At 67.2% G+C, this 25240-nt stretch carries 23 protein-coding genes and 1 pseudogene; 16 read left to right on the top strand and 8 right to left on the bottom strand.

Going from position 1 to position 25240, the window contains the following annotated elements:
* The first annotated feature begins 22 nt into the window (after positions 1 to 22).
* From G4G71_RS23175 to G4G71_RS23155, 5 genes are all read left to right on the top strand, one after another.
* Positions 23 to 670, top strand: coding sequence for a LysE family translocator (locus tag G4G71_RS23175; RefSeq protein WP_169940501.1), 648 nt, complete (start codon positions 23 to 25; stop codon positions 668 to 670).
* A 238-nt stretch (positions 671 to 908) separates the two neighbouring features.
* Entirely contained in the window at positions 909 to 1709 is an 801-nt protein-coding gene (locus G4G71_RS23170) for an alpha/beta fold hydrolase (RefSeq protein ID WP_054908420.1), read from the top strand.
* Between the two features lie 9 nt (positions 1710 to 1718).
* Positions 1719 to 2582, top strand: coding sequence for an alpha/beta hydrolase (locus G4G71_RS23165; RefSeq protein ID WP_065327588.1), 864 nt, complete (start codon positions 1719 to 1721; stop codon positions 2580 to 2582).
* Between the two features lie 81 nt (positions 2583 to 2663).
* Entirely contained in the window at positions 2664 to 3551 is an 888-nt protein-coding gene (locus G4G71_RS23160; RefSeq protein WP_169940499.1) for a DUF4892 domain-containing protein, read from the top strand.
* Positions 3552 to 3613: 62 nt separating this feature from the next.
* A complete protein-coding gene (locus tag G4G71_RS23155) occupies positions 3614 to 4669 on the top strand; it encodes an AI-2E family transporter (RefSeq protein ID WP_169940497.1) in 1056 nt (351 codons plus the stop codon).
* A gap of 192 nt (positions 4670 to 4861) precedes the next feature.
* On the opposite strand, the gene G4G71_RS23150 is transcribed toward G4G71_RS23155, so the two are convergent.
* The 5 genes from G4G71_RS23150 to G4G71_RS23130 form a co-directional block, all read right to left on the bottom strand.
* A complete protein-coding gene (locus G4G71_RS23150; protein WP_169940495.1) occupies positions 4862 to 6142 on the bottom strand; it encodes a CynX/NimT family MFS transporter in 1281 nt (426 codons plus the stop codon).
* A gap of 53 nt (positions 6143 to 6195) precedes the next feature.
* Positions 6196 to 6843: a FadR/GntR family transcriptional regulator gene (locus G4G71_RS23145; RefSeq protein WP_169940493.1), complete on the bottom strand. Its 648-nt coding sequence runs from the start codon at positions 6841 to 6843 to the stop codon at positions 6196 to 6198.
* A 127-nt stretch (positions 6844 to 6970) separates the two neighbouring features.
* Positions 6971 to 7756, bottom strand: coding sequence for an EF-hand domain-containing protein (gene xopAW / locus G4G71_RS23140; protein ID WP_169940491.1), 786 nt, complete (start codon positions 7754 to 7756; stop codon positions 6971 to 6973).
* A 108-nt stretch (positions 7757 to 7864) separates the two neighbouring features.
* Positions 7865 to 8971 carry a sensor histidine kinase gene (locus G4G71_RS23135; protein WP_169940489.1) on the bottom strand — a complete coding sequence of 369 codons (1107 nt, stop codon included), beginning with the start codon at positions 8969 to 8971 and terminating at the stop codon, positions 7865 to 7867.
* Positions 8952 to 9707 (bottom strand): response regulator, encoded by a 756-nt coding sequence (locus G4G71_RS23130; RefSeq protein ID WP_169940488.1) that lies wholly within the window; start codon positions 9705 to 9707, stop codon positions 8952 to 8954. Before G4G71_RS23130 ends, G4G71_RS23135 begins: the two co-directional genes overlap by 20 nt.
* 321 nt (positions 9708 to 10028) lie before the next feature.
* Here G4G71_RS23130 and kdpF point away from each other — a divergent pair, with 321 nt between their 5' ends.
* From kdpF to G4G71_RS23100, 6 genes are all read left to right on the top strand, one after another.
* On the top strand, positions 10029 to 10118 hold the full coding sequence (kdpF, locus tag G4G71_RS23125; RefSeq protein WP_009618573.1) for a K(+)-transporting ATPase subunit F: 90 nt from the start codon (positions 10029 to 10031) through the stop codon (positions 10116 to 10118).
* 8 nt (positions 10119 to 10126) lie between these two features.
* Positions 10127 to 11821, top strand: a complete 1695-nt coding sequence (gene kdpA / locus G4G71_RS23120; RefSeq protein WP_169940486.1) for a potassium-transporting ATPase subunit KdpA — start codon at positions 10127 to 10129, stop codon at positions 11819 to 11821.
* A 12-nt stretch (positions 11822 to 11833) separates the two neighbouring features.
* Positions 11834 to 13894, top strand: coding sequence for a potassium-transporting ATPase subunit KdpB (kdpB, locus tag G4G71_RS23115; RefSeq protein WP_169940484.1), 2061 nt, complete (start codon positions 11834 to 11836; stop codon positions 13892 to 13894).
* Between the two features lie 189 nt (positions 13895 to 14083).
* Entirely contained in the window at positions 14084 to 14632 is a 549-nt protein-coding gene (gene kdpC / locus G4G71_RS23110) for a potassium-transporting ATPase subunit KdpC (RefSeq protein WP_169940482.1), read from the top strand.
* 165 nt (positions 14633 to 14797) lie between these two features.
* Positions 14798 to 17455: a sensor histidine kinase gene (locus tag G4G71_RS23105; RefSeq protein WP_169940480.1), complete on the top strand. Its 2658-nt coding sequence runs from the start codon at positions 14798 to 14800 to the stop codon at positions 17453 to 17455.
* 43 nt (positions 17456 to 17498) lie between these two features.
* The gene (locus G4G71_RS23100) at positions 17499 to 18191 is read left to right on the top strand and encodes a response regulator (RefSeq protein ID WP_169942758.1); all 693 of its coding nucleotides are present in this window, start codon (positions 17499 to 17501) and stop codon (positions 18189 to 18191) included.
* Positions 18192 to 18631: 440 nt separating this feature from the next.
* Here G4G71_RS23100 and G4G71_RS23095 read toward each other — a convergent pair whose 3' ends face one another.
* Complete coding sequence (locus G4G71_RS23095; protein ID WP_169940478.1) at positions 18632 to 19669, bottom strand: patatin-like phospholipase family protein; 1038 nt, start codon at positions 19667 to 19669, stop codon at positions 18632 to 18634.
* Positions 19670 to 19776: 107 nt separating this feature from the next.
* Here G4G71_RS23095 and selD point away from each other — a divergent pair, with 107 nt between their 5' ends.
* Entirely contained in the window at positions 19777 to 20811 is a 1035-nt protein-coding gene (selD, locus tag G4G71_RS23090; RefSeq protein ID WP_169940476.1) for a selenide, water dikinase SelD, read from the top strand.
* A complete protein-coding gene (gene mnmH, locus G4G71_RS23085) occupies positions 20811 to 21911 on the top strand; it encodes a tRNA 2-selenouridine(34) synthase MnmH (RefSeq protein WP_169940474.1) in 1101 nt (366 codons plus the stop codon). The genes selD and mnmH overlap by 1 nt, the downstream gene beginning before the upstream one ends.
* Positions 21912 to 22056: 145 nt before the next feature.
* Here mnmH and G4G71_RS23080 read toward each other — a convergent pair whose 3' ends face one another.
* The gene (locus G4G71_RS23080) at positions 22057 to 22404 is read right to left on the bottom strand and encodes a GFA family protein (RefSeq protein WP_054908434.1); all 348 of its coding nucleotides are present in this window, start codon (positions 22402 to 22404) and stop codon (positions 22057 to 22059) included.
* Positions 22405 to 22554: 150 nt separating this feature from the next.
* Here G4G71_RS23080 and G4G71_RS23075 point away from each other — a divergent pair, with 150 nt between their 5' ends.
* Both G4G71_RS23075 and G4G71_RS23070 read left to right on the top strand, forming a co-directional pair.
* Complete coding sequence (locus G4G71_RS23075) at positions 22555 to 22833, top strand: hypothetical protein (protein ID WP_024767322.1); 279 nt, start codon at positions 22555 to 22557, stop codon at positions 22831 to 22833.
* A gap of 64 nt (positions 22834 to 22897) precedes the next feature.
* Positions 22898 to 23506: a flavin reductase family protein gene (locus G4G71_RS23070; RefSeq protein WP_169940472.1), complete on the top strand. Its 609-nt coding sequence runs from the start codon at positions 22898 to 22900 to the stop codon at positions 23504 to 23506.
* 24 nt (positions 23507 to 23530) lie between these two features.
* Here G4G71_RS23070 and G4G71_RS23065 read toward each other — a convergent pair whose 3' ends face one another.
* Positions 23531 to 23905, bottom strand: coding sequence for a hypothetical protein (locus tag G4G71_RS23065; RefSeq protein ID WP_169940470.1), 375 nt, complete (start codon positions 23903 to 23905; stop codon positions 23531 to 23533).
* 259 nt (positions 23906 to 24164) lie between these two features.
* On the opposite strand from G4G71_RS23065, the pseudogene G4G71_RS30285 reads away from it, so the two are divergent.
* Positions 24165 to 25235 (top strand): annotated as a pseudogene (locus tag G4G71_RS30285) (HAMP domain-containing protein); the annotation flags it as partial.
* Between the last annotated feature and the right edge of the window lie 5 nt (positions 25236 to 25240).

The raw sequence follows: 25240 nt of genomic DNA, 5'->3' as shown, positions 1-25240 counted from the left end.
TTTTCCACTGGAGAATCCCGCCATGCAGGAGGTTCACGTCTTGCTCATGCTCACCGCCGTGTTCGCCGTCGCCCTGGTCAGCCCCGGCCCGGACGTCGCGCTGGTGGTGCGCACTTCTCTGCACCAGGGCCGCCGCGCCGGCGTGCTCAGCGCCCTTGGGCTGGCCTGCGGCATCCTGGTCCACGGCACGTTGGTGCTGACCGGCGTGTCGCTGCTGCTCAGCCGCTCGCCGCTGCTGTTCAGTGCGTTGCAGCTGGTGGGCGCGGTCTACCTCGGCTGGCTGGGCATCGGTGCACTGCGTGCCCTGCGCAAGCCGGGCGGGGCAGGGCGGATCGACGGCGAGCTGGCTGAATCCAGGCTCGGCCCCTGGCTGCGTGGATTGGCGACCAACCTGTTCAATCCCAAGGCGCTGGTGTTCTTCCTCGCCCTGCTGACCAGCCTGATTCCGGCCGACATGTCGGCGCCAGGCAAGGTGTCGGTGGCGGTGATGCTGTTCGGCACTGGCTTTCTCTGGTTCAGCCTGCTCAGCGTGATCCTCACCCGACCGGTCTGGCAGAAGCGCCTGCTGCGGGCGGTGCCGGTCATCGATGGCGCCTGCGGGCTGGTGTTCCTGCTGGTGGCTGGCGGCATTCTGTTCAGCGTGGTGAACCACGCGGTGCATTGGGTGTGATGGTTGGCGGCGGATAACGCGTTCCGCGTTATGCGCCCTACGATGAGCCTCCTGTGGGGCGCATAACAGTTCGCGGTTGTCCGCCGAAGTTGTGCCGAAAGAAGGGTGGATCAGGGCAAATCCGCCGGAGCGCCATGGACTTTGGCCGTAGTGCCGTCATTCGCGGGAGTGCGGGTCATTGCCGCACTCGGGTTGCTGTCGGAAAATCCAGGCTGTCATTCCCCCGAGTTCACGCAGCATGTCGCAAGCGGTCTTCTTCGCCCACGCCAACGGTTTCCCCTCGGGTACCTACGGCAAGTTGTTCGACGCCCTGGAACCGGATTACCGGGTCCATCGGCTGGACATGCACGGCCATGACCCGCGCTTCCCGGTGAACGCCAACTGGGAAAACCTGGTGGAAGAGCTGCTGCACCACCTGGAGGCGCTGGATGAACCGGTGTGGGGCGTCGGCCATTCCCTGGGCGGTGTGCTGCATTACCACGCGGCGCTGCGCAGGCCCGAGCTGTATCGCGGGGTGGTCATGCTCGATTCGCCCCTGCTGACCTTGGCCGATCAACTGGTGATCCGTGTTGCCAAGCGCTTCGGCTTCATCGACCGGCTGACGCCCGCCGGCCGTACCCTCGGTCGCCGCGAGGATTTCGACGATTTTGCCGAGGCGCTGGAATATTTCGCCGGCAAGCCGCTGTTCAAGCGTTTCGACCGCGATTGCCTGGAAGCCTATGTGCGCCACGGGCTGGCGCCGGCCGACGCAAGGGGCCTGCGGTTGAAGTTCGACCCGGCCACGGAAATCTCCATCTACCGCAATGTGCCGCACACCAGCCCCGGCCGCGCGAAGCAGCTCGCCGTGCCGTTGACCATGGTGCGCGGCCGCCATAGTCGGGTGGTGCTGCCGCACCACGCCCGTATGATCGGCCGCATCCCCATGGGGGAAAGCCTGTCGCTGCCCGGCGGGCACATGTTCCCGCTGGAGCGCCCGCAGGACACCGCCGCTCTGCTCAAGACCGTCTTCGCCCGCTGGCAACAGCGCACCAACGCCTGAGGAATCGCCATGACCGCCAAAGTCCAGGAAATCCGCCTGAACCTGCCGCACATCGAGCTGGCCGCGCACCTGTTCGGCCCGGAAGACGGCCGGCCGGTGATTGCCCTGCACGGTTGGCTGGACAACGCCATGAGCTTCGCCCGCCTGGCACCGAAGCTCGAAGGCGTGCGCATCCTCGCCCTCGATTTCGCCGGCCACGGCCACTCGGGCCATCGCGCACCGGGGGCCAGCTACCTGCTCTGGGATTACGCGCTGGACGTGCTGATGGTCGCCGACCAGATGGGTTGGGAGCGTTTCTCCCTGCTCGGGCACTCCATGGGCGCGATTGTCTCGGTACTGCTGGCCGGCGCCATGCCCGAGCGCATCGAGCGCCTGGCGTTGATCGACGGGCTGGTGCCCTACACCGGTGAACCGGACACCTCGCCGCAGAAACTGGGCGAAGCCTTGCGCGCGCAACTGGCCCTGCCGAACAAGCGCAAGCCGGTGTACGAGGCTATCGACCGCGCCGTGGAGGCGCGCATGAAGGGCGTCGGCGCGGTGAGCCGGGAAGCCGCTGAGCTGCTGGCATCCCGTGGTCTGGTACCGGTGCCCGGCGGCTACACCTGGCGGACCGACGCGCGCCTGACACTGCCGTCGCCGCTGCGCCTGACCCGCGCCCATGCGCGACAATTCGTCCAGTCCGTGCAGTGCCCGACCAGCCTGGTGCTGGCGCAGCAGGGGTTGATGCTGGTCGAGCCGGCCACCCGCGAACTGCTCAAGGACAGGCCCTTCGAGGTCCATGAACTGCCGGGCCAGCACCACCTGCACCTGGATGACGAGGCGGGCGCCGAAGCGGTTGCCGCGATCTTCCGGCCGTTCCTGCTGGCGGACTGAGCAATACCCTGTAGCGGCGCGCAGCTTGACTAAAGCGGGGCCTGCCGCGAGTCTGCACGGATCGTTTCAGGGAGATTGTGCATGCTCGACGTCCAGACCACCGCGCGCCAAGACGGCAAAAACCTTCCGGCGGACGCGCAGAAGGCCCGGATTTCACGGCTCCTTCACTCCCTGATCTTCACTGGCCTGCTCGGTGTCAGCGCCGTTGCCGGCGCCGCCGACCTGCCCGACAGCCACGACCTGGACATCCTCCCGCGCTTCCCGCGTTCGGAAATCGTCGACTTCAACCAGGCTGCCAGCCAGGAACGCATCTACCCGCAAGGCTCGATCAGCCGCATCAGTGGGCGCCTGCGCATGGAAGGCGAGGTACGCGCCATCGGCGACCTGACCGCCGTGACCTATCGCCTGCCCGACGAGGACTCCAGCCAGAGCGCCTTCGCCGCCGCGCGCAAGGACCTGCTCAAGGCCGACGCCACGCCGCTGTTCTGGTGCGAGAGCCGCGATTGCGGTTCCAGCAACCTGCTGGCCAATTCGGTGTTCGGCAACTCCAAGCTGTTCGGCCCGGACGACCAGCAGGCCTACCTGCTGGTGCGCCTTGCCGCGCCCCACGAGAACAGTCTGGTAGCGGTCTACACCATCACCCGCGGCAACCGCCGCGCCTACCTGCATGCCGAACAACTGGACAGCGGCGCCGCCCTCGGCGAGTTGCTGCCCAGCCCGGCGACCCTGATGCGCCTGCTCAAGGCCAACGGCGAGCTGACCCTCAGCCATGTGCCGCAGGAGCCGGGCGGTGCCTGGCTCGACCTGCTGGTGCGTACCCTGCGCCTGGATACCGGGGTGCGCGTCGAGCTGGCCGGCAAGCACGCCAGTGACTGGCGCGCAGCACTCACCGCCCAGGGTGTGCGCGACGCCCGCCTGGAGCAGGGCAAGGACGACAGTGACGGCCTGCACCTGACCTGGCTGCGCTGATTCCCCTACGCTGAAGGGCGAAACGCCCTACACTGGGGCTTTCGAGCCAACCGGGGTTTCCAATGTTCGACAATGATCGCCTGTTGCTGCGCCTGCTGTTGCTGGGCCTGCTTGCGGCCAGCATCTGGGTGTTGCTGCCCTTCTGGTCGGCATTGGTCTGGGCCGCAGTGCTGGCATTCGCCAGTTGGCCGCTGATGCGCCTGCTCACCCAACTGCTGGGCGGCCGCCAGGCAGCGGCGGCTGGCGTGCTCACCGTCTGCTGGATCGTGCTGGTGGCGCTGCCATTGGTATGGCTGGGCTTCGGGCTGGTGGACCGGGTGCGCGAAGGCGTGGAGCTGGTGAAGAACCTGCAGGTCTCCGGCCTGCCGCCGCCGCCGGAGTGGATGGCCCGCGTGCCGCTGATCGGTGATCGCCTGATCGGCTGGTGGTACCAGGCCGACCAGCAGGGCGTAGCGATGTTTTCCGCGCTCAAGCCGTACATGGGCGAAGTGGGCAACTGGGTGCTGGCGCGCAGCGCCAAGCTGGGGGTTGGTATCTTCGAGCTGGTACTCAGCCTGGTGCTGATCTTCTTCTTCTACCGCGACGGCCTGCGCCTCCAGGCCTTTGCCCACGGCATGCTGCAGCGCCTGATCGGCGACACCGCACAGCAGTACATGGACATCATTGCCGGTACCGTGCAACGGGTGGTCAACGGGGTGATCGGCACCGCCGCCGCACAAGGGGTGCTGGCGACCGTCGGCTTCCTCATCGCCGGCGTGCCGGGTCCGCTGGTGCTGGGGCTGCTGACCTTCGTCTGCAGCCTGCTGATGGTGCCACCGCTGATCTGGGGGCCGGCCGTGCTCTGGCTGTTCTACCAGGAGAGCTATGGCTACGGTGTGTTCATGGCCATCTGGGGCTTCTTCGTGATCAGCGGCGTCGACAACATCCTCAAGCCCTATCTGATCAGCCGTGGTGGCAACCTGCCGTTGGTAGTGGTGCTGCTGGGCGTGCTCGGCGGGTTGCTCAGCTTCGGCTTCATCGGCTTGTTCCTCGGGCCGGTATTGCTGGCGGTGGTCTACAACCTGATCAGCGCCTGGGTGGATAGCTCGCAACGACCGCCATCGCCGCCGGTGGTCTGAGGCATGCAGAATGCGCCCTACTGCCCTGTGGTGAGGATGACCGCGCCACGTTAGCCGTCGCACATTGTAGGAGCGAGCTTGCTCGCGAACGGGTTGCCCGGCGGCTCAGGTGCTGGGCGGGTTCGCGAGCAAGCTCGCTCCTACAGGTAAGGCGCAATCCCGAACGGGTTATGCGCCCTGCGGTTTCAGGTGTCAGACGTGCTCGCTTTTCACCTGCACCAACCGATCCCGCCCGGCGCCCAGGCCGAAGATGATCGCCGCCACCGTCACCACCACGAAGATCACCCCGGTTGCCGCCCAGCCGCCGGTGACGTCGTGCACCACGCCGACCAGGAAAGGTCCGCAGGCCGCCAGTGTGTAGCCCACGCCCTGGGCCATGCCGGAGAGGTTGGAGGCGACGTGGGAGTCCGGCGAGCGCAGCACGATCAGCGCCAGGGCGATGCTGAAGGTGCCGCCCTGGCCGAGGCCGAGCACCACCGCCCAGCCCCAGATACCCGAGAGCGGGGCGAGCAGCAGGCCGAGCAGGCCGGCCAGGGTCAGGCTCATGACGATCACCACGGCGAGGCGCTGGTCCTTGCCACGGGTGGCCAGCCAGGGGGCGGCCAGGGCGCTGAACAGCTGCACCATCACCGAACCGGAAAGCACCAGCCCGGCTTCCACCGCACTGAGTCCACGGTCGATGAGGATCGACGGCACCCAGCCGAAGACGATGTAGGCCAGCGACGATTGCAGGCCCATGTAGAGCGTCACCTGCCAGGCCAGCGGGTCGCGCCACAGGCCCTTCACCTTGTACACCGCACGGTGGGCGTGGTGGTTCTGGCGCGTCTGCGGCAGCCAGATCGCCGCCGCGACCACGGCGGGAATCGCCCAGAACGCCAGGGCCAGTTGCCAGCTATTGCCCATCAGCCCGGCCAGCGGCACGGTGGAGCCCGCGGCGGTGGCGGCGCCCAGGCACAGGGCCATGGTGTAGACGCCGGTCATGGTCCCGGCGATATGCGGGAAGTCGCGCTTGACGATGCCCGGCAGCAGCACGCCGATGATGCCGATGCTGGCGCCGGCCACCAGGCTGCCGAGGAACAGACCGGCCACTGGGAACAGGCTGCGCAGGACGATGCCGCCGGCCAGGGTGAAGAGGATCAGCAGCACGGTGCGCTCGGCGCCCAGGCGCCGCGCGAGCATCGGCGCCAGCGGCGCGAACAGGCCCAGGCAGAGCACCGGCAGGGTGGTCAGCAGGCCGGCGGCGGCAGCGGAAAGGCCGGTGCCGTCGCGCACGGTGTTGAGCAGCGGCGACAGGCTGGAAAGCGCCGGGCGCAGGTTGATCGCCACCAGCACCAGGCCCAGCAGCAACAGCCAGGTACGCTGCGGGCGCGGTTCGATCTTCGGTGCGCTGTCGTCTTCGGCGTCGATCAGCAGTTCTTCGGGCGGGCAGGACACCTTGTGTTCGGTGTCTTTCGGGTCATTGGGCAGGGACATGGTGGGCATTCCAGGGCAGCAAGGCAGAAAGCGTTCGGTGTAGGAAATGGAAGTCAGATCAGCAGCGCGCGGTTCGCTTTCGCGGCGGCTTCGGCATCGCCACGGGCAATGGCGTCCACCAGCTCGCGGTGCAGCTCGAAGCTCGGCTGCGGCCGGCTGGGGTCGCCGATGGTGCGCTCCAGCCCGGCGCGGATGACCTGGGAGAAGTAGCGGTACAACTCGCTGAGCACCGGGTTGTGGGCGCTGTCCACCACGCGTTGGTGGAAGGCCAGGTCGTGGGCGATGTATTCGTCCAGCGATCCGCCGTGGTGCACGGCGGAAGCTTCGAGGGCCTCATGCAGCGCGGCGAGGTCGGCTTCACTGCGGCGCTCGGCAGCCAGCCGGCTGGCTTCCACCTCGATGATGCCGCGTGCCTCCAGCGCCTGCTCCACCGAGCTGCGGGCGAGCACCAGCATGGCGTCCAGCGGGTTGGCGCAGGCGCGCACATAGGTGCCATCGCCCTGACGCACTTCCAGCACACCGGAGAAGGTCAGCACGCGCACGGCCTCTCGCACCGTGTTGCGGCTCATGCCGAGGGTTTCGGCCAATTCGGATTCGGGGGGCAGGCGCTGGCCCAGCGGCCAGGTGCCGTCGCCGATGCGCTGGTGGATCTGCTCCAGGGCGATGTCGACCAGGGAGCGCTTTTGAAGAGGGCTTGGCATGGAAACATCCAATCATCGGATGAATTTGAAGAGGCCAAGACTAGGCCAGGGACGGGGTCGCTGGCAATGCGGGACTGACGGGTGATACCGCCGGAGCGGGGTGCTCCGGCGGTGGGGCTGAGGCGGATCAGGCGGCGATGTTCACCAGGCTGCCGCTGGTAGCCTGGAGGGCGGTGACCTCGCTGCTCTGGTATTGCTTGAGCAGGTTGGCCACCAGCTTCTGGTAGGCAGCGCCGGTGTTGGCGTTGCCTGAGGAGGTGCTGGAGGCGGTGGTCGTCGAGCTGTCCGAGGAACCGCTGGAAGAGTCGCTGGACGAGCCACTGGAGGCCGAAGGCGGCGGTGGTGGCGGGCCGTCGCTGCGCTGCGCCTGCAGTGCGCTGGCGAGTTCGTCGCTGCTGATGGAGCCGCTGCCGTCGGCGTCGAGCTGGCTGAACAGTTCGCTCAGGCGCTCGCTGTCGTCGCTGCTGCCCAGGGCGGAAAGTTCGTCGCTGCTGAGGCTGCCGTCGCCGTCGCTGTCCAGGGCGCTGATCAGGTCGTCGGCCGATTCCCCCGCATCGGCCATTCCCCCCATGCCGCCCGGCGGTGGGGGAGGCGGGGGCAGGGCGGCGGAGAGTTCGTCCTGGGAGATGCCGCCGCTGGTATCGCTGTCCAACTCGCTGAGCAGGGCGTCGATGTCGATATCGCTGCTGTCCGAATCGTCGCCGGACGACAGCGCGCTGGTCAGTTCGTCCTTGCTGATGCTGCCGTCGCCATCGCTGTCGATGGACTTGAACAGGTCTTCCTGGAATTTCGCCGCGCCCTGGGACGCGCCAGTGCTACCGCTCTGCGTGGCGGTGGTGCCGCTGGCGGTCTGGGTCCAGGCGAGCGAGCTGGTGTAGTAGCTCGCATAGCTGCTGCTCACGCCGCTGATCATAGGAGAGTCTCCATGGTTGCCAAACCGGAGGGTTCTCCGGTGATGACAGCCTCGGGCGCGCCTGTGTCGCGGGTTTGTGCGCTTTGTTTGCTGGCGGCTACAACGGCGTTACGCAGTCGTGCTTCTGGGCAGGCGCAGCACGGCGGTGGCGCCGCCGCCGGGGGTTTCCTCGAAGAACAGGTCGCCGCCCTGGCGCCGCGCGGCATCGCGGGCGATGGCCAGGCCCAGGCCGACGCCGCCGGAGTTGCGGTTGCGCGAGCCTTCCAGGCGGAAGAACGGCTCGAACACCTGTTCGCGCAGCTCGGCGGGGATGCCCGGGCCGTGGTCGCGCACGCGGATTTCCAGCTCGCGGGTGCCGTCACGCAGTTCGATGCTGACATCGCCGGCATAGCGCAGCGCATTGTCCAGCAGGTTGTTCAGGCAGGAGCGCAGTGCCATTGGCTGCACCTTGAGCGGCGCGCAGTAGCCTTCCACGCCGACATCGGCGCCGCGCTCGCAGGCGTCCTCGGCGAGGGAATCGGCCAGCGCCTTCACGTCGAACCACTGCAGGGGTTCGCTGGCGCGCTCCTGCTGCAGGTAGTGCAGGGTGGAGTCGAGCATGCCGATCATTTCGGCCAGGTCCTGGCTGATGCGGGTGCGCAGCTGCGGGTTGTCGACTTCCTCGACGCGCAGGCGCAGGCGCGAGAGCGGCGTGCGCAGGTCATGGGACACCGCCACCAGCATGCGGCTGCGTTGCTGCACCTGTTCGCGAATGCGCTCGCGCATGCGGTTGAAGGCGCGCGCGGCCTGGCGGGCTTCACGCGTGCCGGTTTCCGGCAGGGGCGGGCTGTCCAGGTCTTCGGAGAGGCGCAGCGCGGCGTCGCCCAGATGCTGCACCGGGCGGGCCAGCAGGCGCGCGCCGATGTAGGCGGCGAGGATCAGGGTCAGCAGCTGGAAGGCGAACGGCACGCTCCAGAACGGCAGGCGCGGGCCGGGCGGTGGCGGCGGCATCATGCCGGGGGGCGGCGGGCCGCGCTCGAAGCCGTGCTCCGCTGGCGGCGGAGGCGGTGGCTCGTGATGCGGCCCGTAGTGATGGAACCAGGCGAAGGCCAGCAGGTGCGCGACCACGATGGCCAGCAGGAACACGCCGAACAGCCGGGCGAACAGGCTGTCGGCGCGCTCCAGGGGTTTTTCCTTTGCGCGCCCGGGCGCGGACTCAGGCGATGTCGCGGACATCGAACAGGTACCCTTCGCCGCGTACGGTCTTGATCAGCCGAGGCGAGCGCGGATCGTCGCCGAGCTTCTGCCGCAGGCGCGAGACCAGCAGGTCGATGCTGCGGTCGAAGGCCTCGATGGCGCGGCCACGGGCGGCATCCAGCAGCAGTTCGCGGTTGAGCACCCGTCGCGGGCGTTCGAGGAACACCCAGAGCAGGCGGAATTCGGCGTTGGACAGCGGCACCACCAGGCCATCCGGCGCATGCAGCTGGCGCAGTACGCTGTCCAGCCGCCACTGGTCGAAGCGCACCTGGGCACGCGGTTCGCCGCGGGTGCCTTCCTCGCTGGGGAGACTGGTGCCGCGCACGCGCCGCAGGATGGTCTGGATGCGTGCCACCAGCTCGCGCGGCTCGAAGGGCTTGGCCATGTAGTCGTCGGCGCCCAGTTCCAGGCCGATGATGCGGTCCGCCGGCTCGCAGCGGGCGGTGAGCATGAGGATCGGGATGTCCGATTCGGCGCGCAGGTAGCGGCACAGCGACAGGCCGTCTTCGCCAGGCAGCATCAGGTCGAGCACCACCACGTCGTAGCTGTCGTTCTCCAGCGCGCGGCGCATCTCCACGCCATCGGCGACGCCATGGGTCTCGATGTTGAAGCGCGCCAGGTAACCGCAGAGCAGCTCGCGGATCGGCTCGTCGTCATCCACCAGCAGGGCGCGGGTGGTCCAGCGGCGTGGGTCGTCGGAAGTGGTCGGGTACATGAAGAAACCTGTCGCGGGAGAACGTGGGGCAGGATGGCCAGGGGCCGCCAGGGGCATGCGACGCACGCATGCTAACCCGTCATCGCGTGCGCGGGCCATGGTCGGCGAGGCTGCAGCCGACGGGTGTCGCCAGCGTGTCCGCTGTGTATCGCTTTCGATACATGGCCGCCGGGCGCCGCGTCCATGCGGTTTTTTACGCCTTCTTTACGCCGCCCGGCGAGCCCGGGAATCGCTCCTTTACGCGTTCCTTGCGGAAAATTTCCGTCAAGCGGCAACAGCCGCATCAAGCGATGGAATCGCCCGCGTGAGGAGAAAGCAATCATGAGCGTGCTCGACGGTGTGTCCCTGGTCCTGGCCACGGGACTGTTCATCTATCTGCTGGTGGCGCTGCTGCGCGCCGACCGTTCCTAGGAGTGGCCATGAACAGCCATGACGTATTGCTGATCGTTGCCTTCCTGGCGCTGGTGCTGGTGCCGGCACCTTTCCTCGGGCGCTTTTACTACAAGGTGATGGAGGGCCAGCGGACCTTCCTCAGCCCGGTCTTCCTGCCGGTGGAGCGGGCCATTTACCGCGTGTGCGGCATCCACCCTGACGACGAACAGGACTGGAAGAGCTACACCCTGGCCCTGCTGGCCTTCAACCTGGTAGGGCTGGTGCTGCTGTTCGCCATCCTCATGCTGCAGGGCGGCCTGCCGCTCAACCCGCAGCACCTGCCGGGCCTGGAGTGGACGCTGGCGTTCAACACCGCGGTAAGTTTCGTCACCAACACCAACTGGCAGGCCTACAGCGGTGAAGCCTCGCTCAGCTACCTGAGCCAGATGCTCGGCCTGACCGTGCAGAACTTCGTCAGCGCCGCCGTCGGCCTGGCTGTGCTGGTGGCGTTGGCCCGTGGTATTTCGCGCAAGTCGACGACCAACCTCGGTAACTTCTGGGTCGACCTGACCCGCGCCACCCTCTACGGGCTGATCCCGTTGTGCCTGCTGCTGGCGCTGCTGCTGGTCTGGCAGGGCGTGCCGCAGACCTTCCTCGACTACGCCCACGCGCTGACCGTGCAGGGCGCCGACCAGTCCATCCCGCTGGGCCCGGCGGCCAGCCAGATCGCCATCAAGCAACTGGGCACCAACGGCGGCGGCTTCTTCGGTGTGAACTCGGCGCACCCGTTCGAGAACCCGACTATCTGGAGCAACCTCTTCGAGGTCGTCTCGATCATCCTGATTCCGGCCGCGCTGGTGTTTACCTTCGGCCACTACGTGAAGGACCTGCGCCAGAGCCGCGCCATCCTCGGCTGCATGCTGGTGCTGTTCGCCCTCGGCCTGGGCGCTTCGCTGTGGGCCGAGTACCAGCCCAATCCTGCGCTCAGCGCGCTGCCGGTGGAGCAGGTCGCTCCGCTGGAAGGCAAGGAAAGCCGCTTCGGCACCACCGCCAGCGTGCTCTGGGCCGTGACCACCACCGCCGCGTCCAACGGCTCGGTGAATGCCATGCATGACAGCCTCAACCCGCTGTCGGGCATGGTGGCGATGCTCAACATGATGGTCGGCGAGGTGATCTTCGGCGGCGTCGGCGCGGGGCTCTACGGCATGCTGCTGTTCGTCCTGGTGGCGGTGTTCCTCGCCGGATTGATGGTCGGTCGCACCCCGGAATACCTCGGCAAGAAGCTCGAAGCCCGCGAAGTCCGCCTGCTGGTGGCAACCCTGCTGGTAATGCCGGTCGGCGTGCTGGTGCTCGGCGCCATCGCCGCCAGCCTGCCGGGCCCGGCCTCGGCAGTGAGCAACCCCGGCCCGCATGGCTTCAGCCAACTGCTCTACGCCTACACCTCGGGCACCGCGAACAACGGCTCGGCCTTCGGTGGCTTCGGCGCCAACACGCCGTTCCACAACCTGATGATCGCCCTGGCCATGCTGATCGGCCGCTTCGGCTACATCCTGCCGGTGCTGGCGATTGCCGGCAGCCTGGCGGCGAAGAAGGCCACGCCCGTTGGCCCCAACAGCTTCCCGACCCACGGCCTGCTGTTCGTCAGCCTGCTGACCGCGACCATCCTGCTGGTCGGTGGCCTGAACTTCCTGCCAACGCTGGTGCTGGGCCCGGTGGCCGATCACCTGACGCTTGGTTTCTGAGGAGCTCCTTGAATGAACGCACATACCCAGGAACTCGCGCTGAAAAAGGCCGTTGAAAAACGCCCGACCACCGCGCTGTCCGCCCTCTGGAAGCCGGCGCTGCTGCAGGCCTTCATCAAGCTCGACCCACGCCAGCTGCAACGCTCGCCGGTCATGCTGGTGGTCGCCCTGACCGCCGTGCTGACTACCGTACTCTGTGTGGTCGGTGGCGAGGCGGTGCCCACTTTCGTCGCTGTGCAGATCGCCGTGTGGCTGTGGTTCACGGTGCTCTTCGCCAACTTCGCCGAAGCCCTTGCCGAGGGCCGCGGCAAGGCCCGTGCGGACAGCCTCAAGGCCGGTACCCAAGGCCTGCAAGCTATGCGCATGGCGGTGACCGGCAAGTTCGAGAAAGTCGCCGCCAGTAGCCTGCGCAAAGGTGACGTGGTGCGCGTCGAAGCCGGCGAGCTGATCCCCGGCGACGGCGAGGTGATCGAGGGCGTGGCCGCGGTCAACGAGGCCGCCATCACCGGCGAATCCGCGCCGGTGATCCGCGAATCCGGCGGCGACCGTTCGGCTGTCACCGGCAACACCCGGCTGGTCTCCGACTGGCTGCTGGTGAAGATCACCGCCAACCCCGGCGAATCCACCCTCGACCGCATGATCGCGCTGGTGGAGGGCGCCAAGCGCCAGAAGACCCCCAACGAAGTCGCGCTGGACATCCTGCTGATCGGCCTGACCCTGATCTTCCTGCTGGTGGTCGTGACCCTGAAGCCTTTCGCCCTGTTCGCCGGCGGCAACCTGCCGCTGGTGTTCCTGGTGGCGCTGCTGGTGACCCTGATCCCCACCACCATCGGCGGCCTGCTGTCGGCCATCGGCATCGCCGGCATGGACCGCCTGGTGCGCCTGAACGTCATCGCCAAGTCCGGCCGCGCCGTGGAAGCGGCGGGGGACGTGCACGTGCTGATGCTCGACAAGACCGGCACCATCACCTTCGGCAACCGCCGCTGCAGCGCGCTGCATACCGCACCCGGCGTGCAGCCGCTGGAACTGGCCGAGGGCGCATTCCTCGCCTCGCTGGCCGATGACACGCCCGAGGGCAAGTCCATCGTCGAATTCCTGCGCGCGCAGATCGTCCTTCCGGAGCCGGAGCGCAGCCGCGTGACGCCGATCGCCTTCAGCGCCGAGACGCGCCTGTCGGGCATCGACATGGACGGCCACGTCTACCGCAAGGGCGCCGTTGACGCCGCGCTGGCCTTCGTTGGCCTGGACCGCGCACAGATGCCGGAAAGCCTGTCCAAGGAAATCGAGCGGATCGCCCAGAGCGGTGGTACTCCGTTGCTGGTGGTGGCCGACGGCAAACTGCTGGGCGCCATTCACCTCAAGGACGTGGTCAAGCCGGGCATCCGCGAGCGCTTCGCCGAACTGCGCCGCATGGGCATCCGAACCGTGATGGTGACCGGCGACAACCCGCTGACCGCCGCCGCCATCGCTGCCGAAGCCGGTGTGGACGACGTGATCGCCGAAGCCACCCCGGAGAAGAAATTGGCGCGCATCCGCCAGGAGCAGGGCGAGGGCCGCATGGTCGCCATGTGCGGCGACGGCGCCAACGACGCCCCCGCGTTAGCCCAGGCGGATGTCGGCATGGCCATGAACGACGGCACCCAGGCCGCCCGCGAGGCTGCCAACCTGGTGGACCTGGACAGCGACCCGACCAAGCTGCTGGACGTGGTGCAGGTCGGCAAGGAACTGCTGGTGACCCGTGGCGCGCTGACCACCTTCTCGGTGGCCAACGATGTGGCCAAGTACTTCGCCATCCTTCCCGCGCTGTTCGCCGGCATCTACCCGCAGTTGGGCGTGCTCAACGTGATGAAGCTGGCCAGCCCGCAGAGCGCCATCCTCTCGGCCATCGTGTTCAACGCGCTGATCATCGTCGCGCTGATCCCCCTGGCCCTGCGCGGCGTGCGTGTGCAGGCCAGCGACGCCTCGCAGCTGCTGCGACGCAACCTGCTGATCTACGGCGTGGGCGGGCTGGTCGCGCCGTTCGTGGGGATCAAGGTGATTGACATGCTGCTCGTCGCCATCGGCCTCGCCTGACTGCTGAGCGGCTTTTCGTAGGAGCGAGCTTGCTCGCGAACCGCCCGAGCGCGGGAGCAGCCGGATGACTGTTCGCGAGCAAGCTCGCTCCTACAGTTAAGGTCCGGCGCCGAATTACCCCCTCTCCCTAGGGAGAGGGCTGGGGTGAGGGGAAGCCTCTCGCTCCCGACCCAACAGAGGAACACCAACATGCTCAACCAACTCCGCCCCGCCATCGCCTCGCTGGTCCTGCTCAGCGCGATCACCGGTGTTGTCTACCCGCTGGCCGTTACCGGCATCGCCCAGGTGGCCTTCCACGACCAGGCCAATGGCAGCCTGGTACGCGACGACCAGGGCAATGTCCGCGGCTCGGCGCTGATCGCGCAGAAATTCGACGGCGCCCAGTGGTTCCATTCGCGCCCCTCGGCCGGCGACTTCGCCACTGTCTCCAGCAGCGCCAGCAACCTTGCGCCCGGCAACCCGGCACTGGCCGAACGCATCGCCAAGGATGCTGCGGCCCAGCAGATCGGCGCCCAACCCGTGCCGCTGGCGCTGGTCACCACCTCCGGCAGCGGTCTCGACCCGCAGTTGCCGCCCGCCGCCGCGCTGTACCAGGTGCCGCGCATTGCCCTGGAACGCGGCGTACCGGCGGCGAGCCTGGAGAAGCTGGTGGAGGCGAACACTGAGCGCCCGCTGATCGGCCCCGCCGTGGTCAATGTGCTGGCGCTGAACATGGCCCTGGCCAGCCTGCCTCGCTAGACTCCAGCGCCAAGTGCCGAGCTCTGCCACGGCATGTAGAGAAACGCAGTACCGTCCAGCGGCAGAGGACGGCTCCCTCTCCCTCTGGGAAAGGGCTGGGGTGAGGGGCTTTCCAGCTCCCATCCTTTCAGCAGTGGGTGCCATGAGCGCCCCGAGGATAGCGACATGACCGACCCCAACCGCGCCGACGCCCTGCTGGCCGACCTGCCTGCCATGGGCCGTGGCCGCCTCAAGGTTTTCCTCGGCGCCGCGCCGGGCGTCGGCAAGACCTACGCCATGCTCCTGGCCGCCCAGAGCCAGCTGCGCCAGGGCGTCAAGCTGCGCGTTGGGGTCGTCGAAACCCACGGCCGCGCCGAAACCGAAGCACTGCTCGCCGGCCTGCCGCAGCAGGCGCTCAAGCGCTCCGTCTACCGCGGCATCACCCTGGAGGAAATGGACCTCGACGGCCTGCTCGCCGACCCGCCCACGCTGGCGCTGGTGGACGAACTGGCCCACAGCAACGCTCCCGGCAGCCGCCACGCCAAGCGCTGGCAAGACATCCAGGAGCTGCTCTCCGCCGGCATCGACGTCTACACCACGGTCAACGTCCAGCACCTGGAAAGTCTCAACGACCACGTCCGCGACATCACCGGCGTGCAGGTGCGCGAAACCGTGCCCGACTGGGTGCTGCAGGAGGCCTACGAACTGTTGCTGGTGGACCTGCCGCCGCGCGAACTGCTGGAGCGCCTGCGCGAGGGCAAGGTCTACGTGCCCGAACAGGCCCGCGCCGCCATCGACGCTTTCTTCAGCCAGACCAACCTCACCGCGCTGCGCGAGCTGGCCATGCAGACAGCCGCCGCGCGGGTCGATGCCGACCTTGCCCATCGCTATCGCCAGCAGGGCGGAGAGGCGCCTGCCGTGCGTGGGCGCCTGCTGGTCGGCGTGGATGGCGAACACAACGCCGAACGTTTGGTGCGCCACGCCAGTCGCGTAGCCGAGCGCCGGCATCTGCCCTGGTCGCTGGTGCATGTGGATACCGGCGAGGCGCGCAGCGAAGAGTCGCGCATGCAATTGCAGAGTGCCCAGCAACTGGCGGAGCGCCTGGGCGGCGATGTCGTCGAACTGCGCGGTGGCGAAGTCGCGCGAACTCTGGTCGAACACGCCAAGGAGCGTCGCGCCACGCTGTTGCTGGTCGGCCGTTCACGACAACGCTGGTATCGCCAGCTGTTCGGCGGCGGCCTTGCGGCGCGCCTGCTGCGCCTGGGCGACGGACTGGAAATCAGTGTGCTCGACAGCGAGGCTGATCTCACTCCGCCCAAGGTTCGCGCGCAAACGCCCTGGCCCTGGGGCAATTACCTGCTCGCCGCGCTGGCCGCTGCCTGCGCCAGCGCGCTGGCCTGGGGCGTGGCCAGCGTGCTGGAACTGCCGAACATCTCCCTGGTGTTCCTTGCCGCCGTGCTGCTGGTGGCAGTGCGCAGCAGCCTCGGCCCGTCGCTGGCCTGCGCGGTGCTGTCGTTCCTGGCTTACGACTTCCTGTTCATCCCGCCGCATTTCTCCTTCTCCATCCAGCGCGAAGAAGACGTCCTGACGCTGCTGTTCTTCCTGCTCATGGCTGGCCTCACCGGCAACCTTGCCGCCCGCCAGCGCCGGCAATTGCAGGCCTTGCGCGAGACGCAGGAAGAGACCAGCCAACTGCTCGACCTGTCGCGCAAGCTCACCGCTGCCACCGACCGCCAGGCGGTGATGGCCGCCGCCGCGCAACAACTGGGTGGCTGGGACGGGCTGGACATCTGCCTGCTCGGGCAGGTCAACCGCGAGTGGAAAGTTGAAGGAGGATTGAACCGGCCCTTCGACGACCAGGAGCGCGCCGCCGCCGACTGGGCCTGGCAACACGACCAGCCCGCCGGGCTGGGTACCGGCACGCTGCCGGGTGGGCGCTGGTGGTGGTGGCCGCTGTTCGGCGAGGACGGCCCTTTGGCCCTGCTGGGTGTCAGCCCGCGCGACGGCCAGCCGCTGCCAGGCTCGCGCCGCCGCCTGCTCGCTGCCCTCGGCCAGCCGCTGGGGCAGGCCCTGGCCCGTGCGCGTCTGGCCGAAGATCTGGAAGCCGCGCGCCTGCACGGCGAAACCGAACAACTGCGCAGCGCGCTGCTGGCCTCGGTCAGCCATGACCTGCGCACGCCACTGACCTCCATGCGCGGCGCCATCGACAGCCTGCTGGCATTGGGCGACGCGATCCCGCCGCCGGACCGCCGCGAACTGCTGGAAAGCACCCGCGACGAGGCCGAACGCCTGGACCGCTACATCCAGAACCTGCTGGACATGACCCGTCTCGGCCACGGCGGCCTGAAGCTGTCGCGGGACTGGGTATCGCCCGGCGACATCGTCGGCAGCGCGCTCAATCGCCTGCGCGCCGTGGTCGCGCCGTATCGCGTGGAAACCCGCGTTCCGCCGGAGTTGCCGTTGCTCTACGTACATGCAGCACTGATCGAACAGGCGCTGGTCAATGTGCTGGAAAACGCCGCGCGCTTCTCACCGCCGCAAGGCCGCCTGCGGGTGGCGGTGGAGCAGGGCGAAGAGGAATTGCGCTTCCTGGTCAGCGACGAAGGGCCGGGCATTCCGCCGGCCGAGCGGGAGAAGATCTTCGACATGTTCTATACCGCCGCGCGCGGCGACCGTGGCGGGCAGGGCACCGGACTGGGCCTGGCGATATGCCAGGGCATGGTCGGCGCCCATGGTGGGCGCATCACGGTGGAAGACGGTATCGACGGCCGCGGCACGACCCTCGTGCTGCACCTGCCACTGCAGCAGCAGCCGGATATGGAGGAACTTGATGCTGCTGTCTGAAAGGCTCAAGCTGGACGCCTCCGCCAGCCAGCCCAACACCCCGATGAACGCCAGCGCCGCCACGATTCTGGTCGTCGACGACGAACCGCAGATCCGCAAGTTTCTCCGCATCAGCCTCAGCGCTGGCGGCTACAAGGTGCTGGAAGCCGGTACCGGCGAGGAGGGTCTGGCCCAGGCCGCGCTGGGGCGCCCGGATCTGGTGGTGCTCGACCTCGGCCTGCCGGACAAGGACGGCCAGGACGTGCTGCGTGAACTGCGCGAATGGTCGCAGGTGCCGGTGCTGGTGCTGTCGGTGCGCGCCAGCGAAAGCGAGAAGGTGCTGGCGCTGGATAGCGGCGCCAACGACTACGTGACCAAGCCTTTCGGCATCCAGGAGTTTCTTGCGCGCATCCGGGTGTTGCTGCGCCAGGGCGGCAGTGGCGAGACGCAGGAAGCGGTGGTGGAGGTCGGGCCGCTGAGCGTGGATTTCTCCTACCGCCGGGTGCTGCTCGACGGTGACGAAGTCTCGCTGACGCGCAAGGAGTACGCGGTGCTTTCGACCCTCGCTCGGCACGTCGGGCGGGTGGTTACCCAGCAGCAACTGCTCAAGGATATCTGGGGGCCGACGCATACCGAGGACACGCATTATCTGCGGGTGGTGGTTGGCCACCTGCGGCAGAAGCTCGCCGATGATCCGGCGACGCCGCGATTCATCGTGACCGAGGCGGGGGTCGGCTACCGCTTGCGCGAGGCCTGATCGCTCGACGTACGTTCCCGCGTAGGAGCGGACTCCGTCCGCGATGTGTCTGCCTCGCGCCTTTGTTTCCCGCGTCGCGCCGGAGTGCGCGGAGGTAGCAGGTTTCGCCCCCTCGGGCGAGTTACTTTCTCAAACGCCAGAAAGTAACCAAAGGGCTTGCCCCTCCATCCGGTTTTTCGCTTAGGCGAAAAATTCCCTCGTTGAATCGAAGTTTCAGGGGCACGCGGCGAAGGGCCATCCCTGGCCCATCGCCGCTCTCGCGACATCCATGTCGCTCAACCCCTGAAACTCCAATTCAACGAGGCCTCCTGAAAGGGGCAGTTCGGTGCGTTCGGGTACTTCTCTGGAAGTCCTTTAGAGCCAAAGCAAAAGCTTGACGGGGTGGCGCTCTTCGTAGGAGCGAGCTTGCTCGCGAACCCGCACGGCACCGGATCAACCGGTCAGTAGGGATTCTCCGCCTCATACCGATCCAGCGTGTCGCTGGCGATCTGCCGGCCGAGGGCGATGAGTTCGGGGGCCTTGTAGAACTCGAAGAAGCGGCACACGCGCTTGGGCACGTTGATCAGGATGTCCGGCGGGTAGCCGGCGATCTTGTACTGCGCCAGCGACGTCTGCATCACCTCGAAGCTCTGGTTCACCAGTTCCAGCAAGGATGCCGGGCTGCTGCTGTCGATCACGTGGCTGCCGGTGGCCGAGCGCGGCGAGCCCTTGGCCTGTGGGGCGGCGGCGGGTTGCTGCATTTCCGGCTCGGCGGGCTCCTCGGAGGCGGCCGGGACCGGGTGAAGAAGGGCGTCGGCGATCAGCTCGGGTGGCGGCTCGGACTCCCCTTTACGGAAGAAGCTCAGCTTGTTGGACAGCCCGGAGATTACCGAATCGAAGCGGCCTTTCAGGGCAGCGGGGCGCTCGATCACCGGCAGTGAGTACTGGCGCTGGTTGGTGGCGTTGAGGTTGACCGCAACGATCAGGTCGGCGTGGGTCGAGACCACCGGGACGATGGGCAGCGGGTTGAGCAGGCCACCGTCCACCAGCATGCGGGTGCCCTGCATGACCGGGGTGAACAGGCTGGGAATCGCCGCCGAAGCGCGCATGGCCTGATGCAGGCAGCCTTCCTGGAACCAGATTTCCTGCTGGTTGGTCAGGTCGGTGGCGACCGCCGTGTAGGGAATCGGCAAGTCCTCGATATTGATCTCGCCGAGCAGTTCGTGAATCTTGCCGAACACCCGTTCGCCGCGGATGGCGCCCAGGCGGAAGCTGACGTCCAGCAGTCGCAGCACGTCGAGGTAGTCCAGGCTTTCCACCCAGTCGCGGTATTCGCCCAGCTTGCCGGCGGCGTAGATGCCGCCGATCACTGCGCCCATGGAGCAGCCGGCGATGCACACCACTTCATAGCCGCGCCGTTCGATCTCCTCGATTACGCCAATGTGCGCATAACCTCGGGCTCCGCCGGAGCCAAGCACCAGCGCAATCTGTTTTGACATAGGGCAACTCCGCGTTACGAACTGCCCGACGATACGCCGGGCACACCGGTCGAGCCAAGCCGGGCTTTGCTAGAATCGGCGTTTGATTTCCCTGCCGGAGCCTCCCGATGAGCGAACCGATCCGCCTGACCCAGTACAGCCATGGTGCCGGTTGCGGCTGCAAGATTTCCCCCAAGGTGCTGGAGGTGATCCTCGCCGGCAGCGGCGCGCAGAACCTCGACCCGAAGCTGTGGGTTGGCAATGCCTCGCGCGATGACGCTGCGGTTTACGCTATCGACGCCGAGCGCGGCGTGGTGTCCACCACCGACTTCTTCATGCCGATCGTCGACGATCCCTTCGATTTCGGCCGCATCGCCGCCACCAACGCGATCAGCGACATCTACGCCATGGGCGGTGACCCGCTGATGGCGATCGCCATCCTCGGCTGGCCGGTGAACGTGCTGGCGCCGGAAATCGCCCGCGAAGTCATCGCCGGTGGCCGCAAGGTCTGCGACGAAGCCGGTATCCCGCTGGCCGGCGGGCATTCCATCGACGCGCCTGAGCCGATCTTCGGCCTGGCCGTCACCGGGCTGGTGGAGAAGCGCTTCATGAAGCGCAACGACACCGCCACCGCCGGCTGCAAGTTGTACCTGACCAAGCCGCTGGGCATCGGCATCCTCACCACCGCCGAGAAGAAGGCCAAGCTGCGCACCGAGGATGTGGGCGTCGCCCGCGACTGGATGTGCACCCTGAACAAGCCCGGCGCGCGCTTCGGCAAGCTCGACGGCGTGAAGGCGATGACTGACGTCACCGGCTTCGGCCTGCTCGGCCACCTGGTGGAAATGGCCGACGGTAGCGGCCTGACCGCTCGCGTGCGCTACGACGCCGTGCCGCGCCTGGCCAGCGTCGAGCATTACCTGGAAGCCGGCTGCGTGCCCGGCGGCACCCTGCGCAACTTCGACAGCTACGGCGAGCGCATCGCGCCGTTGCCCGAGCTGCACAAGCTGCTGCTGTGCGACCCGCAGACCAGCGGCGGCCTGCTGGTGGCAGTGGAGCCTGCAGGCGAGGCGCAGTTCCTCGCCACTGCCAGGGAGCTGGGCATGGACCTGGCGCCCATCGGCGAGCTGGTTGGCCGACAGAGCCACGCGGTCGAGGTGGAGTGATGCGCGACAACACCCGCCACTACCGCGAGCTGTTCCTCGGCGATGTGAAGATGATGGACGTGCGCGCCCCGGTCGAATTCGGCAAGGGCGCCTTCCCCAACGTGATCAACCTGCCGCTGATGAACGACATCGAGCGGCAGAAGGTCGGTACCAGCTACAAGCAACATGGCCAACAGGCGGCCATTGCCCTGGGCCATGAACTGGTCTGCGGCCAGATCAAGGCCGAGCGGATCGAAGCCTGGGCGAACTTCGCCAAGGCCAACCCCGAGGGCTACCTGTACTGCTTCCGCGGCGGCCTGCGCTCGCAGATCACCCAGCAGTGGCTGAAGACCGAGGCCGGCATCGACTACCCGCGTGTGGTGGGTGGCTACAAGGCGATGCGCGGCTTCCTATTCGATACCACCCGCGCCGCCACCGAGGAATGCCAGTTCGTGCTGGTGGGCGGCCTGACCGGCACCGGCAAGACCGAGGTCATCGCGCAACTGGCCAACAGCCTGGACCTGGAGGGCCACGCCAACCACCGCGGCTCAGCCTTCGGCCGCCGCGCCACGCCGCAGCCGGCGCAGATCGACTTCGAGAACCGCCTGGCCATCGACATCCTGAAGAAGCGCCACGCCGGCATGGAGCAGTTCGTGCTGGAGGATGAGGGCCGCATCGTCGGCAGCTGCTCGGTGCCGCTGGAGCTGTACCAGGGCATGCAGCACTACCCGTTGGTGTGGCTGGAGGACAGTTTCGAGCAGCGCGTGGAGCGCATCCTCAAGGACTACGTGGTGAACCTGTGCGCCGATCATGTGCAGGTAGTGGGCGAGGAGGGCGGCTTCGACTCCTTCGCGGCTTACCTGCGCAAGAGCCTGTCGGGCATCGTCAAGCGGCTGGGCGGCGAGCGCTATCAGCGGCTGGCGGCGATCATGGATGCAGCCCTGGAGGAGCAGAAGGCCAGCGGTGCGGTGGACCTGCACCGTGGCTGGATCGAGGGCCTGCTGGGCGAATACTACGACCCGATGTATGCCTTCCAGCGCGAGAGCAAGGGCGAGCGCGTGGAGTTTCGTGGGACGCAGGACGAGGTGGTGGAGTACCTGCGCTTCCGCGCGGAGCGCTAGCTCTTTGTAGGAGCGAGCTTGCTCGCGAATCTGTGTGAACCGGTACGGCGGCTGGACAATCGCGGACAGAGTCCGCTCCTACACAAGGTCGCGCATGTGCGTAGGAGCGGACTCTGTCCGCGATATCTTCAACCTTGCTGCGGAATCACCGGCTCTTGCCGTCGTACTCCTTCACCGTCAGCCCGGCGAGTTCCACGCCCGGCAGGCAGCGCACATTGATTGCCGCCATCGGCGTGCCATCCGGCGCACTGGCGTAGGCCAGTGGGGCGCAGCCGCAGGTAGGACAGAAGCGATGCTCGATGCGATGGGTGTTGAACGTATAGGTGCTCATCGCGCTCTCAGGAGTCGTCAGCTTCAGCTTGCCGCGCGGCACGAACCAGAGCAGCGAGCCCTTGCGCCGGCAGATCGAGCAGTTGCATGACACGACCTCACCGACATCCCCTTCCACTTCGAACGCGATCTGCCCGCAATGGCAACTGCCCTGATGCACCATGATCCTTCTCCTGTCGGGATAGCCCGTGGTCAAACAGTGTAGTAGTCGCTTGAACGCCATCCGTCCGATGGCATACTGCGGCGCCATCCGGCAGGCCCCTGCGCCGCGTTCTAAGCTGGATTCACCGCGAATATTCCCAGGAGTTCCGCCATGCCGCGCATTCCCCTGATCATCGCCCTGGCGCTGGCCGTCGCTGGCTGCTCTGGCAAGACCGTCAACCGCGACAGCTGCGCCTCGCAACTGGACGCCGCCTGGCATGAACTGGACCTGGCCAAGGCCGAAGGCTTCGCCGGCACCGTCAGCTACTCCAAGGCTCTGGGCCTGCTGACCGCCGCCAAAACCCAGCAGCAGGTCGAGGCGTACACCGGTTGCTCCGACAAGGCCAGCCGCGCGCGTTTCTACATCAAGGAATCCCGCGCCGGCCGCTGAGCCGCGCACCGCCGGGCCGCCAGGCGCGGTCCGCGTCTTCCCACCGATTTGTCCGGAAATGCCCATGCAACTCGACTTCACCCAACTGTCCAAGGCCGAGGCCTATCGCTGGCTGGCTTCCACCGTCACGCCGCGGCCCATCGCCTGGGTCTCCACGCTGTCGCAAGAGGGGCAAAGCAACCTCGCGCCGTTCAGTTTCTTCCAGGTCATCAGCGATTCGCCGCCGACCCTGCTGGTCAACACCAGCGTGCGCGACGACGGCAGCGTCAAGGACACCTTGCGCAACGTGCGTGAGACCGGCGAGCTTGTGATCCACCTGGTCAGCGCCGCGCAGGCCGACGCCATGAACACCACCGCCGCCTGGCTGCCCCACGGCGTCAGCGAGATCGAGCACGCCGGCATCGCTACCGTGCCCAGCGAACGCGTGGCGCCGCCCCGCGTGGTTGGCGCGCCGGTGGCCTTCGAATGCCAGTTGGCGGAAATCATGCCGTACCCGGCGGAAAACCCCTCGAGCATGCTGATCTTCGCCCGAGTGCTGCTGGCGCATATCGACGATGCGGTGATGCAGGACGAACGCCACATCGACCCGGCGCGGCTGGACCTGGTGGGCCGTCTAGGCGGCACCCAGTACAGTTACACCCGTGACACCTTCAGCATGATTCGCCCGAAGTAGGGCTGCGCGCCTGGCGCTGCGACGTCAGGCAAATTCCAGTTCCAGGCCGAGTTGCCAGCGGATGTCGCCGAGGCGCGCCTCGTCCAGCCGCTCGCCGAGGGCGAAGAGTTCCGAGAGCAATTCGTCGCGGCGGGTGAATTCCAGCGTACTGCCGTGAACCAGGCTGACGACGACCTGTACCAGGCGCCAGCCGGCCTGGGCCTCGAACCAGCAGTCCAGCCATTCGCCCTTGTCCTCGTCGTAGGTCTGCGGGCAGACGAAATGCCGAATCGGCAGATGCCCGCGCGTCAGCAGCAGGGGGTCGAGGCGGCGTTGCTCGCGGTACAACTCCGGCAGGAAGAGCTCGTGGGCGAATCCCGTCAGCGGGCGCTGCAGGACCAGTTGGTAGAAGGCGTTCATCCGCGCACCTGGAGTGGAAAGGCAGGTGTCGGAATCTGAACGGTCGGGCAGGCAGGTCGCTGTCGGCGATTTCCGTATCCGTGCCAGGAAAGTCCTGTTCAGTGTTCTGGATACGACCTCCACGTATCCCTGCGCAGCATCACCGTGCCATCACCGTCGCGCCCTCTATCCAGTCGATGGGCAGCGCTCCTAATGTTCCGCCCACAAGCACCGATAACGAGCAGGAGACCTACGAGGATTTCCTGCAACGCCATTGCGGATGGGGGGAGTAGCCATGGTTGCCTTCGTGCAGCGTCGTCTGGCCGACATGGGCACGGCGAAGAAACTGGCCATCGGCTTCGGCCTGGTGCTGTTGCTCACTGCGCTGGTGGCAGTCATCGGCGTGACGTCGTTGCGCGTCATTTCCCAGCGCTTCGACCTGCTCGGCGACATGTCGACCATCAACCGCGAACTGCTGGAGATGCGCCAGAGCGAGAAGGATTTCGTCATCGACGCCAGCGATGCTTCCGCCAAGCGCCTGCGCGAGCACGCCGACAATCTCGGCGAGGCGGTGGCGCGGCTCAAGGCCCGGCCGGACCAGGCGGCAGCCATGGCCCGGGTGGAGCAGGGCATCGCCGATTATCTGGCGGCATTCGAGAAGTTCGAGAAGTCCAGCAAGAGCCGGCGGCTGTCGCTGGACGCCGCCACCTGGTCGGTGAACGGTGCGTCCAACAGCCTGGACATTCTGCAATCCAGCCTGGCCGATGACGGCGCCTATGAACTCAAGGAATCCCAGGGCCAGAAGGGTGAGGAGTTGCTGCAGCAGGCCGCCCAGGTCAGCCAGCTCTATCGCCTGGTGCTGCAGGGCCTGAACGAGGCGCGCTCGCGCATGGAGGCCGGCGGCGAAAGCGGCGAGAAGGCCGAGGGTGGGCGTATCAAGTCCGCCGCCGAGGCGCTGGAACTGTCCGCCAAGCTGCAGGAGGCCATCACCGACCCGACCTACGTCTCGGTGCTCAAGGACGTCATCACCAACATCAACGCCTTCGTCGAGAAGCTCGACGAATACACCGCCAGCCTCGAGCAGGAAAAACAGGTCCACGCGCAGATGAATGACCGCGCGGCCCAGGTCATGCAGCAGGTCGACGACGCCTATGCGGTGCAGCGGGCGGCCATGCAGACCCAGCTGCGCACCAATACGCTGCTGATCGTCGCTTCTGCGGCGCTGGCGCTGCTGGTGGGCGCACTGGCCTCGCTGTTGATCACCTGGATGATCGTGCGGCCGCTGCGCCAGGTGATCGGCATGGCCAGCCGCATCGCCGAGGGCGACTTGAGCGTGAGCATCGAGGTGCGGCGCAA

This window comes from Pseudomonas multiresinivorans (assembly GCF_012971725.1).
In the GTDB taxonomy this organism is placed as follows: Bacteria; Pseudomonadota; Gammaproteobacteria; order Pseudomonadales; family Pseudomonadaceae; genus Pseudomonas; species Pseudomonas multiresinivorans.
Note: the sequence above shows the minus strand (reverse complement) of the source record. Positions and strands in the feature narration are given on the sequence as shown.